The organism is Streptomyces ambofaciens ATCC 23877, from assembly GCF_001267885.1.
Classification (GTDB): Bacteria; Actinomycetota; Actinomycetes; order Streptomycetales; family Streptomycetaceae; genus Streptomyces; species Streptomyces ambofaciens.
The window spans coordinates 650,789-666,814 of sequence record NZ_CP012382.1; the positions used below are offsets into that span (position 1 = coordinate 650,789).

General features: G+C 73.6%; 12 protein-coding genes. 6 read left to right on the forward strand and 6 right to left on the reverse strand.

Annotated features, from left to right (window positions below; genetic code table 11):
• Positions 1-127 precede the first annotated feature (127 nt).
• The 4 genes from SAM23877_RS02915 to SAM23877_RS02930 all read left to right on the forward strand — a co-directional run bounded on the left by SAM23877_RS02915 (position 128) and on the right by SAM23877_RS02930 (position 6,313).
• Positions 128-973, forward strand: a complete 846-nt coding sequence (locus tag SAM23877_RS02915) for an ABC transporter ATP-binding protein (protein WP_053126601.1) — start codon at positions 128-130, stop codon at positions 971-973.
• The gene (locus tag SAM23877_RS02920) at positions 970-3,483 is read left to right on the forward strand and encodes an FtsX-like permease family protein (protein ID WP_053126603.1); all 2,514 of its coding nucleotides are present in this window, start codon (positions 970-972) and stop codon (positions 3,481-3,483) included. Before SAM23877_RS02915 ends, SAM23877_RS02920 begins: the two co-directional genes overlap by 4 nt.
• A 212-nt stretch (positions 3,484-3,695) precedes the next feature.
• On the forward strand, positions 3,696-5,093 hold the full coding sequence (locus SAM23877_RS02925; protein ID WP_053126606.1) for an MFS transporter: 1,398 nt from the start codon (positions 3,696-3,698) through the stop codon (positions 5,091-5,093).
• The gene (locus SAM23877_RS02930; RefSeq protein ID WP_053126608.1) at positions 5,090-6,313 is read left to right on the forward strand and encodes an FAD-dependent monooxygenase; all 1,224 of its coding nucleotides are present in this window, start codon (positions 5,090-5,092) and stop codon (positions 6,311-6,313) included. Before SAM23877_RS02925 ends, SAM23877_RS02930 begins: the two co-directional genes overlap by 4 nt.
• A gap of 34 nt (positions 6,314-6,347) precedes the next feature.
• Here SAM23877_RS02930 and SAM23877_RS02935 read toward each other — a convergent pair whose 3' ends face one another.
• Positions 6,348-7,196 (reverse strand): LysR family transcriptional regulator, encoded by an 849-nt coding sequence (locus tag SAM23877_RS02935; protein ID WP_053126610.1) that lies wholly within the window; start codon positions 7,194-7,196, stop codon positions 6,348-6,350.
• Positions 7,197-7,344: 148 nt separating this feature from the next.
• Between SAM23877_RS02935 and SAM23877_RS02940 the strand changes: the two genes are divergently transcribed.
• Complete coding sequence (locus tag SAM23877_RS02940) at positions 7,345-8,082, forward strand: NADPH-dependent F420 reductase (RefSeq protein WP_244902909.1); 738 nt, start codon at positions 7,345-7,347, stop codon at positions 8,080-8,082.
• Positions 8,083-8,223: 141 nt separating this feature from the next.
• Here SAM23877_RS02940 and SAM23877_RS02945 read toward each other — a convergent pair whose 3' ends face one another.
• The 4 genes from SAM23877_RS02945 to SAM23877_RS02960 all read right to left on the reverse strand — a co-directional run bounded on the left by SAM23877_RS02945 (position 8,224) and on the right by SAM23877_RS02960 (position 13,405).
• Positions 8,224-9,087: an NAD(P)H-binding protein gene (locus tag SAM23877_RS02945; protein WP_053126614.1), complete on the reverse strand. Its 864-nt coding sequence runs from the start codon at positions 9,085-9,087 to the stop codon at positions 8,224-8,226.
• 159 nt (positions 9,088-9,246) lie between these two features.
• Complete coding sequence (locus tag SAM23877_RS02950; protein WP_053126616.1) at positions 9,247-11,466, reverse strand: MMPL family transporter; 2,220 nt, start codon at positions 11,464-11,466, stop codon at positions 9,247-9,249.
• A gap of 260 nt (positions 11,467-11,726) precedes the next feature.
• Positions 11,727-12,827, reverse strand: a complete 1,101-nt coding sequence (locus SAM23877_RS02955) for a winged helix DNA-binding domain-containing protein (RefSeq protein WP_053126617.1) — start codon at positions 12,825-12,827, stop codon at positions 11,727-11,729.
• Positions 12,828-12,979: 152 nt separating this feature from the next.
• Positions 12,980-13,405, reverse strand: a complete 426-nt coding sequence (locus SAM23877_RS02960; protein ID WP_053126619.1) for a VOC family protein — start codon at positions 13,403-13,405, stop codon at positions 12,980-12,982.
• A 139-nt stretch (positions 13,406-13,544) separates the two neighbouring features.
• Here SAM23877_RS02960 and SAM23877_RS02965 point away from each other — a divergent pair, with 139 nt between their 5' ends.
• Positions 13,545-14,579: a helix-turn-helix transcriptional regulator gene (locus SAM23877_RS02965; protein WP_053126621.1), complete on the forward strand. Its 1,035-nt coding sequence runs from the start codon at positions 13,545-13,547 to the stop codon at positions 14,577-14,579.
• A gap of 154 nt (positions 14,580-14,733) precedes the next feature.
• Here the strand turns inward: SAM23877_RS02965 and SAM23877_RS02970 are convergent, their stop codons facing one another.
• Complete coding sequence (locus tag SAM23877_RS02970) at positions 14,734-15,942, reverse strand: Cmx/CmrA family chloramphenicol efflux MFS transporter (RefSeq protein WP_053142106.1); 1,209 nt, start codon at positions 15,940-15,942, stop codon at positions 14,734-14,736.
• Positions 15,943-16,026: the final 84 nt, after the last annotated feature.

Consider the following 16,026-nt stretch of genomic DNA (forward strand, 5'->3'; position numbering starts at 1 on the left):
CCGGCCCCTCCTTCACCCCCTACCGGGGTAGCACTTCCACTTTGGCTCCCCGGTATGACGCCCGGCGCACGGCCGTCCCCGCACTCTTCACCCGTCACAGAAGGTGCGCGTCAGAGGGAGACGGGACATGAGGCTACGCAAGGGCCAGCGGCAGAAGGCGGACCACGGGCCGGAGGCCGACCACCGGCCCGGGGTGTCGGCGGCCACGCCCGGCCTCGCCGTCGAACTGCGCGACGTCCGGCGGCGGTACGGCCGCGGGGCGGGCACGGTGCACGCCCTCTCGGGCGTCGACCTCGCCCTGCCGCGCGGCACGTTCACGGCGGTCATGGGGCCGTCCGGGTCCGGCAAGTCCACCTTTCTGCAGTGCGCCGCCGGGCTCGACCGGCCGACCGCGGGATCCGTGTTCCTGGGCGGCACGGAGATCACCGGCATGAGCGAGGACGAGCTGACCGAGCTGCGCCGCAGCCGCCTGGGCTTCGTCTTCCAGGCGTTCAACCTGCTGCCGTCGCTGACCGTGGAGCAGAACGTGCTGCTGCCCATGCGTCTCGCCGGGCAGCGCCAGGACCACCGCCGGGCGGCCGCGGTGCTCGCGCAGGTCGGACTGGCCGACAAGGCGGGGCGCCGGCCCGGGGAGCTCTCCGGCGGCCAGCAGCAGCGCGTGGCCGTCGCCCGCGCGCTGGTCGCGTCCCCGGACGTGATCTTCGCGGACGAGCCGACGGGCGCCCTGGACACCGGCACCGCCGCCGAGGTCCTCGGCTTGCTCCGCAACGCCGTCGACCGGCTCGGTGCCACCGTCGTGATGGTCACCCACGACCCGGTCGCGGCCGCCTGGGCCGACCGTGTGCTCTTCCTCGCCGACGGCCGCTTCGCCGACCGTCTCGAGCGCGGCTCCGCGCAGCGGATCGCGGCGCGGATGACGGCACTCACCGCCGGTACCGCTCCCGTGGACGCCATGGCGGGGGCGGCGGCATGAAACCGAAGCCCAACGGGCTCGCCCGCGCGGCCGTCCGCTTCAAGCCCGCCTCCTTCGCGGGGACCTTCGTCGTGCTGATGATCTCCGCACTGATCGTCTCGGCCTGCGGCATCCTGCTGGAGACCGGCCTGCGCGCGTCGGTGCCGGCGGAACGCTACGCGAAGGCTCCGGTCGTCGCGGCGGCCGACCAGTACGAGTACGTCGTCACGGGGAGCGGCGAGGACCGCGAGAAGGAAGCGGTGCCGCTGCCGGACACGGCACGCGTGGACGCCGCTCTCGCGGACAAGGCCGCTCGCGCGGACGGGGTGAGGGCGGCGGTGCCCGACTTCAGCTTCCCGGTGCGGGCGACGGGTGAGCTGCCCGTCGCGGGCGGCGTGCTGACCGGGCACGGGTGGGGCTCGCACGCCTTCACCGGCTCCGCGCTGACCGCGGGAGGCGCGCCGGCCGCGGGCGAGGTCGTGCTCGCCACCGGCACGGCCCGCGCCGCGAAGGCCGGGGTCGGCGACACCGTCGTGCTGCAGACCGCCGCCGGGCAGCGGGACTTCCGCGTCGCGGGCATCGCCGAGGCCGGACCGGCGGACGCCGGCAAGGGGGCCGGGCCCCTCGCCTGGTTCGCCGACAGCCAGGCCTCCGCGCTCGCCGGCCATCCCGGCCGGGCGGACGCCATCGCCGTGCTCGCGGAGCCCGGCACCGATGCCGACGCCATCGCCGGCTCCGTCGAGCAGGCCCTGGCAGGATCCGGCGCCCAGGTGCACACCGGCGACGACCGCGGCGCCCTCGAGGATCCAGGACTCGCCTACGCCAAGGACATCCTCTTCGGTGTCGGCGGCCCGTTCGGCGGGATCGCCGCCATCGTCGCGATCTTCACCGCGGCCGGGACCGTGGCGCTGTCGGTCGGACAGCGCGCCCGCGAATTCGCCCTGCTGCGCGCCATCGGAGCCACCCCGCGGCAGATCCGCCGCGCGGTCGCGTTCGAAGCCCTGCTCGTCGCGCCACTGGCCGGGGCCCTCGGCGCGCTGCCCGGCATCGGGCTCGCGAGCTGGTGGCTGGGGCAGCTGAAGGACCGCGGCGCGGTCCCCGAGGCCGTACCGCTGCACCTCTCCGGCATTCCCCTCCTCGTCGCCGTCGGTGCCGGGCTCCTGACCGCACTCGGCGCCGGCTGGGTCGCCGGTCGCCGGCCGGCGAAGACCAAGCCGGGGCAGGCGCTCGCCGAGGCATCGGTGGAGCGGCTGCGGCCGGGTATCGCCCGTACCGTCCTCGGTGTGGTCGCCCTGGCCGGTGGCGCGACGCTGACCGGCGTCGCGGCCGGTTCCAGCGGTGACGGCGCCGCCGGTGCCGCCCTTGGTGTCGTCATGTCCTTCATGCTCGCCGTCGGACTGCTCGGCCCGCTGATCGCGCGGCTGTGCACGGCCCTGTTCAGCCTGCCGCTGCGCGCCGGCGGGCCCGCCGCCTGGCTCGCGGCCACCAACTCCCGTACCCACTCCCGGCGTCTCGCCTCCGCGATCACCCCGATCGTGCTGGCCGTGGCCTTCGCCTCGACGCTCGTGTTCATGAACACGAGCGAGCGCCACGTCGCCGACGAACAGCTGCGCGCGGGCATCACCGCCGACCACGTGGTCACCGACCCGGCCGGGCTCCCGGTGGACGCGGTGCGGCGGGCGGCCCATGCGCCCGGCGTGGACGCGGCCGTCGGCCTGTTGAACACACAGCTGCTGGTGCCGACCGGCTCCGGCGAGTTCAAGGCACTGCGGGGCGCGGCGGTCCAGGGCGTCGCCGGGTCGGCGGCCGACCTCGCCGAGGTGCAGGACCTGGGCGTGACGCAGGGCAGCCTGGAGCGCATCGGCACCGGCCGCATCGCCATCGGAAAGAACCTGGCGGACACGGCGGACGCCGGCATCGGCGACCGGCTCCCGCTGTACCTTCCCGACGGCACCAGGACTCGCCCGGAGGTCGTCGCGGTCTACGACCGAGGCCTCGGCCTCCCGGCAGTGACCATGGACCGCGCGTCCCTGGCCGGGCACACCACGTCCGGCTTCGACGACACGCTGCTCGTACGGGGCGGCACGCAGGCGGCGCTCGCCGCTCTGGGCGAGGTCACCGACGCCTCCGGCTACGCCGCCGAGCAGAGTCTCGACGCCAGGACGGGCGCCTGGATGAACAACACCATGGCCGCGGTTCTCGGCGGCTTCGCCGCCATCGCCGCCGCCAACACCCTGGTGATGACCGTCCTCGACCGCCGCCGTGAACTGGGCACTTTGCGCCTGGTCGGCTCCACCCGCCGCCAGGTCGTGCGGATGCTCGGCTGGGAGAGCCTGCTGGTGTCGGCCTCCGGCGTGCTCCTCGGCACCGCGATCGCCGCGGCCACGCTGTTCCCGATGATGAGCGGCATGACCGGGGAGGCGCCGTACGCACCCCCGCTGGTGTACGGCTCCTTCGCGGCAGCCGCCGGCGGGCTGACGCTGCTCGCGATCACGCTGCCGGCGCGTAGAGCCCTGCGCCGCTGGTCGTAGCGCGCCTCGAGATCGCACACCCGCCACGGGGCGGGAACCCAGCAGCACGCCGGGCTCTCGCCCCTCGCGAGGCACAGGACGCACGGCTCCTGAAGGGAGCCGCTGCCGCGCCCTCGCACATCCCTACCGACCTCGGCGCGCACTCCCGCCCCAGGCGGCAGCGCCGCGCACGAAGCCGCCTTCGACGACCTGCCATGACGGAGAGGACACCCATGACCACAACCCTGGATCCCCCGGTCCACATCGGGAAGGCCGCTGTCGGGGCCGTGGGCTTGTTGGCGCTCGCCACCGGCGCGCTGGAGTCGGTGGTGACACCGACGCTGCCGCTGCTGCAGCGCGAGCTCGACATGACCCCGGCGCAGGGGGCGCTGCTCAGCATCGTGCTCCTCATCACCGGCGCCCTCGTCACTCCCGTCGCCGGAAAGTTCGGCGACCGCTACGGCGGGAAACGCGTCCTGACCCGACTGATGGCGGTGGTCTCGGCCGGTGGACTGGTGTCCGCCCTGGCGCCGAATCTGCCCGTGCTGCTGCTCGGCCAGGTGCTGCAGGGGGCGATGGTGGGCGCGCTGCCGCTGTCGTTCATCGTCGTCCGCAAACACCTCCCTCAGGGAGCGGCGAAGGTGGCCATCGGGGTGGTCAGCGGCCTGTTCGTCGGGGGCGGGATGGCGGGGACGCTGTCGGCCGGGCCCGTGGCGGAGACGCTGTCCCGGCACTGGATGTTCGCGCTGCCGACCTGCGCCGTCATCGGGTCCACCCTCCTGGTGAGCATGTTGCTGCCGCACGATCCCCCGACCCGGTCCGGCCAGGTCCGCATGGACTGGGCCGGTCTGTTCCTCCTGAGCGGGGCACTGACCACGCTCATGCTCGTGCTCGCGCTGGCTCCCGAGGCAGCCTCGCGGCCACTCGTGCTCGGCGCCCTCGTCGTGGTGACGGCCGCCTTCGTGGCCGGGTGGACGGCCGTGGAACGCCGCGCCGCCTCGCCCATGGTCGATCTGCGCATGCTCGCACGGCCGGCGATCTGGAAGGCGTGCGTGCTGACGTTCGTGATCTGCGTCGGAACGTCCATGGCGGTCTATCTCGTCCCTCAGCTGTTCGCGGCGCCGACCGACGGGTACGGCTTCGGGGCCAGTGCCACCGAGATCGGCTTCTTCCTGCTTCCCGGCGCCGTCGCCGCGTCACTGGCCGGGCCGCTCGGCGGGATCGGGACGCGGCGGTTCGGCTCGCGCCCCGTGGTCACCGTGGGCGTCGTGACCATGGTCGCCGCCCTGACCGCCCTGGCGGCCGTGCACACCGAGCCCTGGCACCTCGTCTTCGGCAAGGCGCTGATCGCGCTGGCCAACGGCCTGTGTGTCACGGCGTTGATGACCAGCACCGCCACCTCCGTCGATCAGAGCGACACCGGCATCGCCACCAGCCTGGTCCTGGTGACGCGCGTGGTCGGCTACGCCGTGGGGGCACAGCTCGGTGGCGCCCTCCTCACCGCCGCGACCCCTGCCGGTTCGGACGTCCCGGCCGAATCGGCCTTCGTCACCGGCTTCGTCATCGCCGGCGCGGTCACCGCGTCGGCCCTGCTGATCACCCGCACCCTGAGCAAAGGAGTCAAGGAATGACCCGTATCGACCCGACAGGCATCCGCACCACGCAACGGCGCACGGTCCTGATCTCCGGGGCCGGCATCGCGGGCCCCGCCCTCGCGTTCTGGCTGAACCGCGCCGGGTTCGCGGTCACCGTCGTCGAGAAGGCGGCCACGCCGCGCCGCGGCGGTTACCCCGTCGACGTGCGCGGCACCGCGCTCGAGGTCGTCAGGAGGATGGGCCTCCTGCCGCACCTGAGGGAGGCGCACATCGACCTGCGGCGGCTGACGTTCCTCGACGGCGAAGGCGACACGGTGGCCTCGCTCCACCCGCACATCATCTCCGGCGGCGTGGCAGGACAAGACCTGGAGGTGCGGCGCGGAGACCTGAGCGACGTCCTGTACGCGGCGGTCCGCGACGATGTGGAGTTCCTGTTCCATGACTCCATCGGCACCCTCGACCAGCCCGGGCACGGAGTCGACGTCACCTTCCGCGGCGGCGGCACGCGCACGTTCGACATGGTGATCGGCGCGGACGGGGCGCACTCCCCCACACGCGAGTCGGTGTTCGGCGCCGAGGATCCGTTCCACCGCCATCTCGGCTACTGCTTCGCCGTCTTCCCCCTGCCCAACACGTTCGGGCTCTCCCACGAGACCGTCATGTGGAACACCCCGGGCAGGGCCGCGGCCCTCTACGCCGTGGGAGAGACCGACGAGGTGCACGCCTTCTTGAACTTCGCCCACCCGCGACCACCGTTCGACGCCTTCCACGACGCGGGAGCCCGACGGCGGCTGCTCAGCGACGTCTTCGCCGACGGCGGATGGGAGGTCCCGGGCCTGCTCGCCGCCCTGCACGAGACCGATGACGTGTTCTTCGACGCGGTCGGCCAGATCCGCATGCCCCGCTGGTCCAGCGGTCGGGTCGCGCTGGTCGGCGACGCCGCGTACGCGCCCTCGTTCCTGACCGGCCAGGGCACCAGCCTCGCACTGGTCGGCGCGTACATGCTCGCCGGCTCCCTGGCCGCCGCCTCCGGAGACCACGCCGCGGGCTTCGCCGCCTACGAACGCGACACCCGGGAGTTCGTGACGCTGAACCAGGACTTGGTCGGCGAGGGCCGCGCCACTCTCTTCCCGACCACGCCAGAGGCCCTGGAACAGCGCAACGAGAGGCTGCGCAGGCTCAGCACCCTGCCCTCCGCGGAGCCCCGACCGGCCCATTCGGCCCTCACCCTGCCCGAAGTCCCGCCCATGGCGTGACACCAGGTCCAAGGCACTCGCCCGGGGCGGAAGTTCAGTCCGCGAACGCGGCCACGTACGACGCCACGCACGGCTCCGGGGTGGCCAGTGAGGTGACGACGTGGCCGTCCACGGTCACCGGCGGGTCGAGCGGTACCTGGTGCAGCCGCTCGGAGCGGGACACGTCGAGCTGCTCGGCCGGCATCAGCGTCCAGCCCTCGGGGTCCCGGCCCACCTCGAACAGCACGTTGAGCATGTCCCCGGCAGGAGGCCGCAGCGGGGCCATGGGCAAGACGGCGAGGATCGCGTCGTGCATCGGCGGGTCACCGTCTCGGGCGGGAAGCCGCAGACCGTACGGGTCGAGATCGTGCAGGCTGACCACGGGCTTGCGCGCGGCGGGGTGTTCACGCGCGAGCACCGCGTGCAGCGGCTCGGACCAGGCACGCACCACCGTCACCGCCGGGGAGGTGAGCGCGCCCCGCACCAGCGCCAGGTCCAGCTCTCCGTCGCGGACGGCGTCGAGTCGCGCGGCCACCGGAAGATCGACCAATCTCGGCTCGGCGGGGCGCTCACTGTCGCTCAGGCGGCCCACCGCCCGGTCGAGCCGTCGGGTGGCGCAGGACGCCACCCCGATCCGCAGGACGGCCGCCGGTTCTCCGGCGACCACCCGCACCCGGGCCGCCGCGGCGAGGGTCCTACGGGCCGCGGCGAGCACGCGTTCGCCGGCCGGGGTGAGCCGGACCCGGCGCGAGGTGCGGTCGAGCAGGCGCACGCCGAGCTCGCGCTCGAGCCGGGCGATCTGCTGGCTGACCGCCGGCTGCACGATGCCCAGCCGTTGCGCCGCGCGCCCGAAGTGCAACTCCTCGGACACGGCCACGAAGTACTGCAACGCTCTCAGTTCCATCGGCCCGATCTATCACATGATGTGATCGCTGCCGGGCGTTTCTGGTCATTGTTCGCGCAGGTCACTCCGGCTGTGATGGATACGAGCCCGCCGGGGCGGCCCTGCCCACCGGATGCCGCGACGCGGGGACATGCGAACGGAGAACAGAGTGAGCACACCAACCCTCGGCGTCATCGGCACCGGCATGGTCGGCCTCGGGGCCGCCCGTCGCGCCGTGGACGCCGGCCTGAACGTCGTCCTGAGCAACTCACGCGGCCCCGAAACGCTGGCCGGCGTCGTTTCGGAGCTCGGCGAGCGGGCCCGCGCGGCCACCCCGGCCGAAGCAGCGAGAGCCGGCAATCCCGTCCTCGCGTCCGTGCCGCTGGCCGCCTACGAGCAGTTGCCCCGGGCGGAGCTTGCCGGCAAGGCCGTGATCGACCCGATGAACTACGCGCCGCACAGCGAGTTCGGCCTGCCGGAACTCGACAGCGACGAGCTGACCTCCAGCCAACTGGTGCAGCGCCACCTCGTGGATGCCCAGGTGGTGAAGGCATTGCACAACATCGGCCCCAAGCAGTTGTTGGAGCTGTTCCGCCCGCCCGGAGCCCCCGACCGCACCGCGCTGCCGCTTTCCGGCGACGACCCGGACGCCAGGAGGCAGGTGGCCGACCTGCTGAACGTCCTCGGCTTCGATGCGGTGGACCTCGGCACACTGGCCGACAGCTGGCGCAGCGAACCGAACACCCCTCTGTACGCCCTCCCGTACGTGGGGCAGCCGCCGTCCGGCCTCACCACCTTGGAATTCGTGGCCTGGGTGCAGCAGGCACCCGGTGTGCCCGTACCCGCCGCCCGGATCGAGGAGCTCGCCGCCGCCGCGGTGCGAGGGCCCGCCGGGTTCCGGATGTGACAGCGGGCGTTCAGCCCCTCGGCCGCCTGCGAACCACAGCCGGGACCAGCGTGAGCCGGCCAGGCGCTCGACGCGCCGCGTGCGCTGCCGAGGGGTACCGGCGCGCCGAGAGCGGAGGTGCCGCCGCGACCGCCGGAGGCGTCACGGCGTTGCCGCGGGGGCCGTCGCCGCGAACGCGTCCGCGTGGTCGGCGGCCCACCGGGCGAAGGTGCGGGCCGGCCGGCCGGTGACCTTCTCGACGGTGTCCAGGACCGTGCGTCCCACCTCGGGGGTGTTGCCGTACACGTCCAGCAGGAAGCCGACGACCTCCTCCGGTTGTCCCGCCGCCCGCCACTGCGCGGCCGCCTGTTCCGCGGTGAGCTCGACCAGCGCGATCTCCCTGCCGCGGGCGGCCGCGATCGCCGCCACCTTGTCCCCGACGGTCAGCGCCTCCGGGCCGGTGATCAGGTATTCCTGGCCCCCGTGGCCGTCCTCGGTGAGCGCCACCGCCGCGACCGCGCCGATGTCGCCCTCGTGGACCATGGCGCTGAGCCGGGAGACGAACGGCTCACGCACTTCGTCGCGGGCCGCGATCCCGTCGGCCCACTCCAGCGCGTTGGCCATGAACTCGACCGGCATGAGGACGGTCCAGAGGGCCTCCTCTTCGGCACGCACGGCGTCCTCGAGCGGTGACGGCCCGCCGCCGTGCAGCACGGTGATCCGGCGCACGCCGGCCTCCCGGGCCAGTTCGAGGATCCTGGGGCCGGTCTCCAGCGGGGCGAAGCCGGCACCGTCGAAGGTGATCAGGTGCAGGCCGGTGACTCCGGCCAGGGCCGGGGCCAGGCTGTCGGGCTCGGTCAGGTCACCCCGGACCACCTCGGCACCGTCCGGCAGGGCGGCACGCGCCGGGTCGCGGGTGAGGGCGCGGACCGCGTGGCCGCGAGCGAGCAGTTCGGCGACGACCTGACGGCCGACGGTTCCGGTGGCGCCGGTGACCAGGACTTTCTGGGGCTGTGTCGGTGTCATGGAAGGACCGTACGAAGCGTTGCGGTCAGGTACCGTCCGCATGTCCGGGCCGACATGCGTCCGGGCCGACATGCGTCCGGGTCGACATGTGCGCGGGCCGACATGTGTGCGGCCCCGCCCACCCGGTCGTCCGGGTGGGCGGGGCCGTACGCGGGGGTGTCAGACTCCGGCGGTCTCGGGCTCGCGCTCGGACTGCGCGGGCGTGCCGCCGTCGCCGAGTTCCTTGTGGAGCTTCTCGCCCTCCACGTCGACGTTCGGCAGCAGGCGGTCCAGCCACTTGGGCAGCCACCACGCCTTGGTGCCGAGCAGGGCGAGCACGGCGGGCACGATGGCCATACGGACCACGAAGGCGTCGAAGAGGACCGCGATGGCGAGGCCGAAGCCCATCATCTTGATCATGTCGTCGTTCTCCATGATGAAGCCGGAGAAGACGCTGATCATGATGATCGCCGCCGCCGCGACGACCCGGCCGCCGTGGGTGAAGCCCGTGGTGACGGACTCGGAGGCGGACGATCCGTGGACGTAGGCCTCACGCATGCGCGTCACGAGGAACACCTCGTAGTCCATGGCCAGGCCGAAGACCACACCGATCATGAAGATGGGCATCATCGACATGATCGGACCCGGCTGGTCGACGCCGAAGACGTCCGCGAGCCAGCCCCACTGGAACACCGCGACCACCGCGCCGAGCGCCGCGGCCACCGAGAGCAGGAAGCCCAGCGCCGCTTTGAGCGGGACGAGGACCGAGCGGAACACGAGCATCAGGAGGAGGAAGGCGAGGCCGACGACCAGGGCCAGGTACGGGACGAGCGCGTCGTCCAGGGTCTGCGAGAAGTCGATGGTCATCGCGGTCGCGCCGGTGACCAGCATGGTCGCGCCCGTCTCGGTCTCGATGCCGCCGGACAGCGCGCGGATGTCCTTCACCAGCGACTCGGTGGCCGCCTCGCTCGGCCCGGTCTTGGGCACGACCGTGAGGACGGCGGTGTCACCGGCCTCGTTGAAGTTGGCCGGGGTGACCGCCGCGGCCTCGCCCAGGCCGGTGATCTCCTTGCCGACGGTGTCGGCGGCGGCCTTCGCGTCGTCCGCGTCGCGGGCGTCGACGGTGACCATGAGCGGGCCGTTGAAGCCGGCGCCGAAGGATTCCGACAGCATGTCGTAGGCCTTGCGCTGCGTGGTGTCGGGCGCGGAGCTGCCCTCGTCGGGCAGGCCCAGCTCCATGCTCGCGGCCGGCACGGCGACGGCGCCGAGGCCGAGCACCGCGGTGAGCAGTACGGTCACCGGACGCCGCAGCACGAAGCGGGCCCAGCGGGTGCCGAGCTTGGGCTTCGCCGGGGCCTGCGCCTGCCCGGCGGGTGCCTTGCGGTCCTTGCGGCTGAGCGCCTTCCTACCGGCGAAGCCGAGCAGCGCCGGGGTGAGGGTGAGCGCGATCAGCACGGCGATGCCGACGGTGCCGGCGGCGGCCAGACCCATCTTGGTGAGGATCGGGATGTTGACCACCGCGAGGCCGGCCAGCGCCACGATGACGGTGAGTCCGGCGAAGACGACGGCGGAGCCGGCGGTGCCGACCGCGCGTCCCGCGGCGTCCTCGGGGGTACGGCCCTCGGCGATCTCCGCCCGGTAGCGCGAGACGATGAACAGGGCGTAGTCGATGGCGACCGCGAGGCCGATCATCATGGCGAGCGTGGAGGTGGTGGCCGAGAGCTCCAGCGTGCTGCCGAGCGCTCCGATGGCGGAGATGCCGATGCCGACGCCGATGATCGCCGACAGCAGCGGCATGCCGGCCGCGACGAGTGAACCGAAGGTCAGCAGCAGCACGATCGCGGCGACACCGATGCCGATCAGCTCGGCGGTGCCTCCCATCTCCTGCTCGGCCATGACCGCGTCGCCGCCGGTCTCGACGGTGTATCCGTCGCCGCGCGCGTCGTCGGTGGCCGCGGTGAGCGCGTCACGGGCCTGGTCGGTCAGCTCCATGGCGTTGACCTTGTACGTCACCGAGGCGTACGCGGTCGTGCCGTCCTCGCTGACGGCGTCCGCCTCGAACGGGTCGGCCACCGAGGCGACCTGCGGGCCGTCGCCGAGTGCCGTCACGAGGTCCTCGACCCGGTCCCTGCCCGCCGGGTCGGAGATCTTCCCGCCGTCGGGGGCGCGAATCACGACGCGCGCCGTGGCGCCCTCGGCGCTCGCGGCCGGGAAGCGCTCGTCGAGCAGGTCGAACGCCTTCTGGGACTCGGTACCGGGCATGGAGAAGGAGTCTTCGGGCGGGGCGGGCGCCGTGGACGCGGCGACGCCGGCGCCCACGAGTATGGCCACCCACAACAGGGCGACGAGGCCGCGACGCCGGAACGCGCGTCGGCCGAGTCGATAGAGGAACGTAGCCACCTGAGACCAATCCGTCGGGTTGCGGGCAGGACGAAACCCGGCACATGGGGACGCAGGGTGCTGACCGGGGTACCCCTTTATGCTCACCTGGGCATTTCGTCATTTGATCCGTCCCTGGGGCTGGACCGGTGTACTGCATCGGGTGTAGTGCACGACCGTGCTCCTCTCCCCCGGGTGTAGGCCACGGCAATGGATGTACGCCGCACCCGCTCCGCGGCGTCCGGGGCCGCCGCGCCGTGGGAGCCCGGGAGGCAGTCCGCTCACCCCGACGACTCGGTGACCCGGACGCCGTCGCTCTCACCGTCGGAGAGGAAGGACGCCAGGGCCTGTCCCTCCTCGGCGACGGTCGTGCGTTCGGCCCGGGAGAAGCGGCGCAGCGGGGTGACGGTCACCGTCCCCGCCTCGACGGTCCAGGTCGCGGCGACCCGCCCGTCGACCAGTGCCACGCGGGCTCCGGCGACCGACAGGCCGCGGTGGGCGTCGTCGACGATCCTGCCGCGGTCCTGGTAGCCGAGGAGGGCGTTGTCGAACGCCGGCAGGAACCGGACGGGGGCGGGGGTCGCGGGGTCCGGACGCGGTGCGTCGGGGAGGTCCAGGAGTTCCCGGCCCCGCTCGTCGCGGAAGGCGACCAGTTCCCCGCGCACCGCGGCGACCGCCGCGGGCAGTCCGGCGAGGCCGCACCAGGCGCGCAGATCCGCCGAGCCGGCGGGACCGAAGGCGGCCAGGTAGCGCCGTACCAGCGTCTGACCGACCGGGTCGGAGCCGGGCGGGGACGGCGGGTCGATGTCCCGGCCGAGCCAGGCGGACAGCGGCAGGTTGCGCACGCCCGCTCTCGTGCGCCAGAGCCCGCGCGGTGGCAGTTGGGCCATCGGGATGAGCGCGGCGACCAGCATCTCCCCCAGGGCACGTGGTGCCGGCCCCGGGCGGCCCCCGGCGACCGCCCGGGCCAGCTCGCTCATCGAGCGGGGCTCGCCGTCCGACATGACCGCCCGGCCCGCCGCGGCGAGCTCGTCGAGGTCCACGCCTTCGAGTTCGCGGCGGTAGGTACCGAGGACCCGTCCGCGCAGCATGGCGTCGTGGCGCGACCGCCAGGCGAGGACGTCGTCGGCGGTGACGAGATGGACGGTGCGGCGCATGAGGTGGGTGCGCACCACGCGTCGCTCCGTGAGCAGGTCCGAGAGCGCCGCCGGTGCGAAGGCACGCAGTCGTGACCAGAGTCCGACGAACGGTTCCTGCGGCTCCTGCGCCTGCAGGCCGCCGAGGTGGGCGACGGCGTCGAGGACCGGGAGGTCGGCACGGTCGAGCAGTGCCTGCCGGGCGAGCGTGGCGCGGTTGAGCGCCCGGGTGTCGAGCACGGTCATGGGATCAGAACCTCCCGGCGCGGCGCGGGGTGGTGGCACCGGCGGGGCGGGGGTGACTGCTCACGGTCGCGTCCTGTCTTCTTTGCGGTGGTCGGCGGGCGGGCGTCGTGGCCCGGCCGGGTGGCGGACGTCCGCCACCCGGCCCCGAGCGGTCAGGACGCGTCGTACCCGCTCACCACGTCCAGGACCCAGGTGACGCCGAACCTGTCGCGCAGCATCCCGTAGAGCGGTGCCCACCGCGCTGCCGCCAGCGGCTGCAGGACGGTCGCGCCGTCGGACAGCTTCTTCCAGTACGTGGTGATCTCCTCGGCGCTCTCGCCGCGGACCGAGACGAAGAAGGCGTTCTCGCCCTGGTTCCACGGCAGGCGGGCGGGCACGTCGTAGGCCATCACGCACAGGCCGCTGTCGGCGGACACCTGGCCCCACATGACCTGTTCGGCCTCGGAGGGGTCCTGGACGTTCCCGGCGTCCCGGTAGGTCACCGCGGCCACGTCGCCGCCGAACACGGACTGGTAGAAGGTGAGCGCCTCGCGGGCGTCACCACGGAAGTTCAGGTGGGTCACGGCTTTGACGGACACGAAGGGCTCCTCGCCTCGGGGCACGGTCGGACGGCCCGCCTCGGCGGGACCGCCGGCGGGGCCGGTCCGGCCCCGCGGTTCCCACGTTGGCGTAGGTAGCGGCCAGGGGGTGTCCTCTTCTTCCGGCAGCATGGGAGGCATGCAGAAGACCTCAGCACGGCTGCTGTCGTTGCTCTCCCTGCTCCAGGCGCGCCGGGACTGGCCCGGAGCGGTGCTCGCCGAGCGGCTGGACGTCAGCCCGCGCACCCTGCGCCGCGACGTCGACCGGCTCCGGGAACTCGGCTATCCCGTCGTGGCCGTCAAGGGCCCGGACGGGGGGTACCGGCTCGACGCCGGGACCCGTCTGCCCCCGCTGCTCTTCGACGACGAACAAGCCGTCGCCCTGGCCGTCGCCCTGCGGACCGCCACCCTGACGGGCGCCGGCATCGAGGACGGAGCGGCGCGCGCGCTGACCACCCTCCGGCAGGTCCTGCCCGCCCGCCTGCGCCATCGCGTCGACGCCCTTCAGGTCACCGCGGTCGAGCGGGCCGCGCCACGGCCGCTGCCGCAGGCCGACAGCGGTGTCCTCATGGCGCTCAGCGCCGCCGTCCAGGCCCACGAGGTCCTGCGCTTCGACCACGCCCGGCCGTATCCGCCGGACACCGACGGCACGGCGGACGCGCCGCCCCGCCGGGTCGAGCCCCACCATCTGGTCACCCAGGGCGGGCGCTGGTACCTCGTCGCCTGGGACCTGGAACGCGCGGACTGGCGCGTCTTCCGCGCGGACCGCATCACTCCGCGCTCCCCCACCGGGCCCCGCTTCACGCCACGGGAGCTGCCGGGCGGGGATGTGGCCGCTTTCGTGACCGGCCGGTTCCGCGGTTCCGACCGGTCGCCCGACTGGCCCTGCCGCGGGGAGGTCGTCCTGCGCCTGCCCGCGGCCGCGGTGTCGGCCCACGCCCCCGCGGGGACCGTCGAGGCGCTCGGCCCGGACCGCTGTCGGCTCAGCCTCGGTTCCTGGTCCTGGCCCGCCCTCGCCGCCGCCGTCGTCGTCTTCGACACGGACGTGGAAGTGGTCGGCCCGCCCGCGCTCAGGGAAGCCTTCGCCCTCCTCGCCCGCCGCTGCACCGCCGCGGCGCGGTCCACGCCCAGCGCGACCGCGACGTCGACGGCGGACCCGGCGCCCGACGGGTGAGCTGTTCGCAGCGGTGCGCGGTGGCGCCCCCTCCCCCCCGGGCACCGGGCCGCCCCGCCACCGGGTGGTCGGCCGGTCCGCGGACCGCCCCGGCCCACCCTCGTCCCCCGTCCTGCCGGTGGCCGCAGGCGCCGCTCGCGCGCTCCGGCGGGTGTCACACCCGCCGGCCGAGGTCCGCGCTCGCGGGCTCGGCCGCCAGGGCGCCCATGACGACGCGCGAGCGGCTGTGCAGCCGCAGGGACACGCCGACGAAGGCGATCGCGACGAGGGTCATCGCCGCGCCGGCCCAGGCGGTGGCCGCGTAGCCGAGGCCCGCGTCGATCACCGTGCCGCCGAGCCAGGGACCACCGGTGTTGCCCAGGTTGAACGCGGCGGTCGTCGTCGCCCCCGCGAGGGTGGGCGCGGCGCCGGCCACGTTGAACATACGGGCGTTGAGCGCCGGTGCCGTGTAGAAGGCCGAGACGCCGAGGAGCAGGGAAAGGGCGATCACGACGGCGGGACTCGACGCGAACAACGCCAGCGCGGCCAGCAGCACGGTGGAGGCGGTGATGCCGGAGAGCAGCACGCCGAAGAGGTGCGCGTCGGCGATCCGGCCGCCGATCGTCGTGCCGATCAGCGCGCCGACACCGAACAGCGCCAGCACGGCGGGCACCCAGCCGTCCGTCAGCCCGGCCACGTCCGTGAGCAGCGGCGCCAGGTACGAGAAGGCGCAGAACACACCGCCGGCCGCGAGCGCGGTCACGACGATGGACAGCCAGACCTGCCGGTCGCGGTAGATCGCCAGCTCGCCCCGGAGCCGGGGCCGCCGCTCGGGCAGCGGGATGCGCGGGATCAGGGTCACCACACCGACGAGCGCGACGGCCGACGCCGCGCCCACGGCCCAGAACGCCGACCGCCATCCCAGGTGCTCGCCGAGGAAGGCACCCGCCGGCACACCGAGGACGTTGGCGATGGACAGTCCGCCGATCATCACCGCCATCGCACGGGCCCGGGCGGTCTTCGGCACCATCGCGATGGCGACGGCGGCGCCCACCGCCCAGAAACCGGCACACGCCAGGGCGCTGACGACCCTGGAGACGAACAGGATCTCGTACGTCGTCGCCAACGCGCCCGCGACCTGGCCGAGGCCGAACACCGAGATCAGCGTGACCAGAGTGGTCTTCCGCGGCAGCCGCAGGGTCGCGGCCGCGAGCAGCGGCGCACCGACCACCATGCCGATCGCGAAGGCGGATATCAGCAGCCCGGCCTGCGGAATGGACACGTCCATGTCGTCGGCGATGGGCGGCAACAGGCCGGAGAGCATGAACTCGCTCGTGCCGAGCGCGAAGACGGAGAGGCCGAGGATGTAGACGGCGAGCGGCATGCGGGCCGCTGCGGGCCGTGGGGAAGGTGCGGGCATGACAGGTGTCAACGACACGTTCCTTCCCGCCATTCCCGCCCGCGGGTC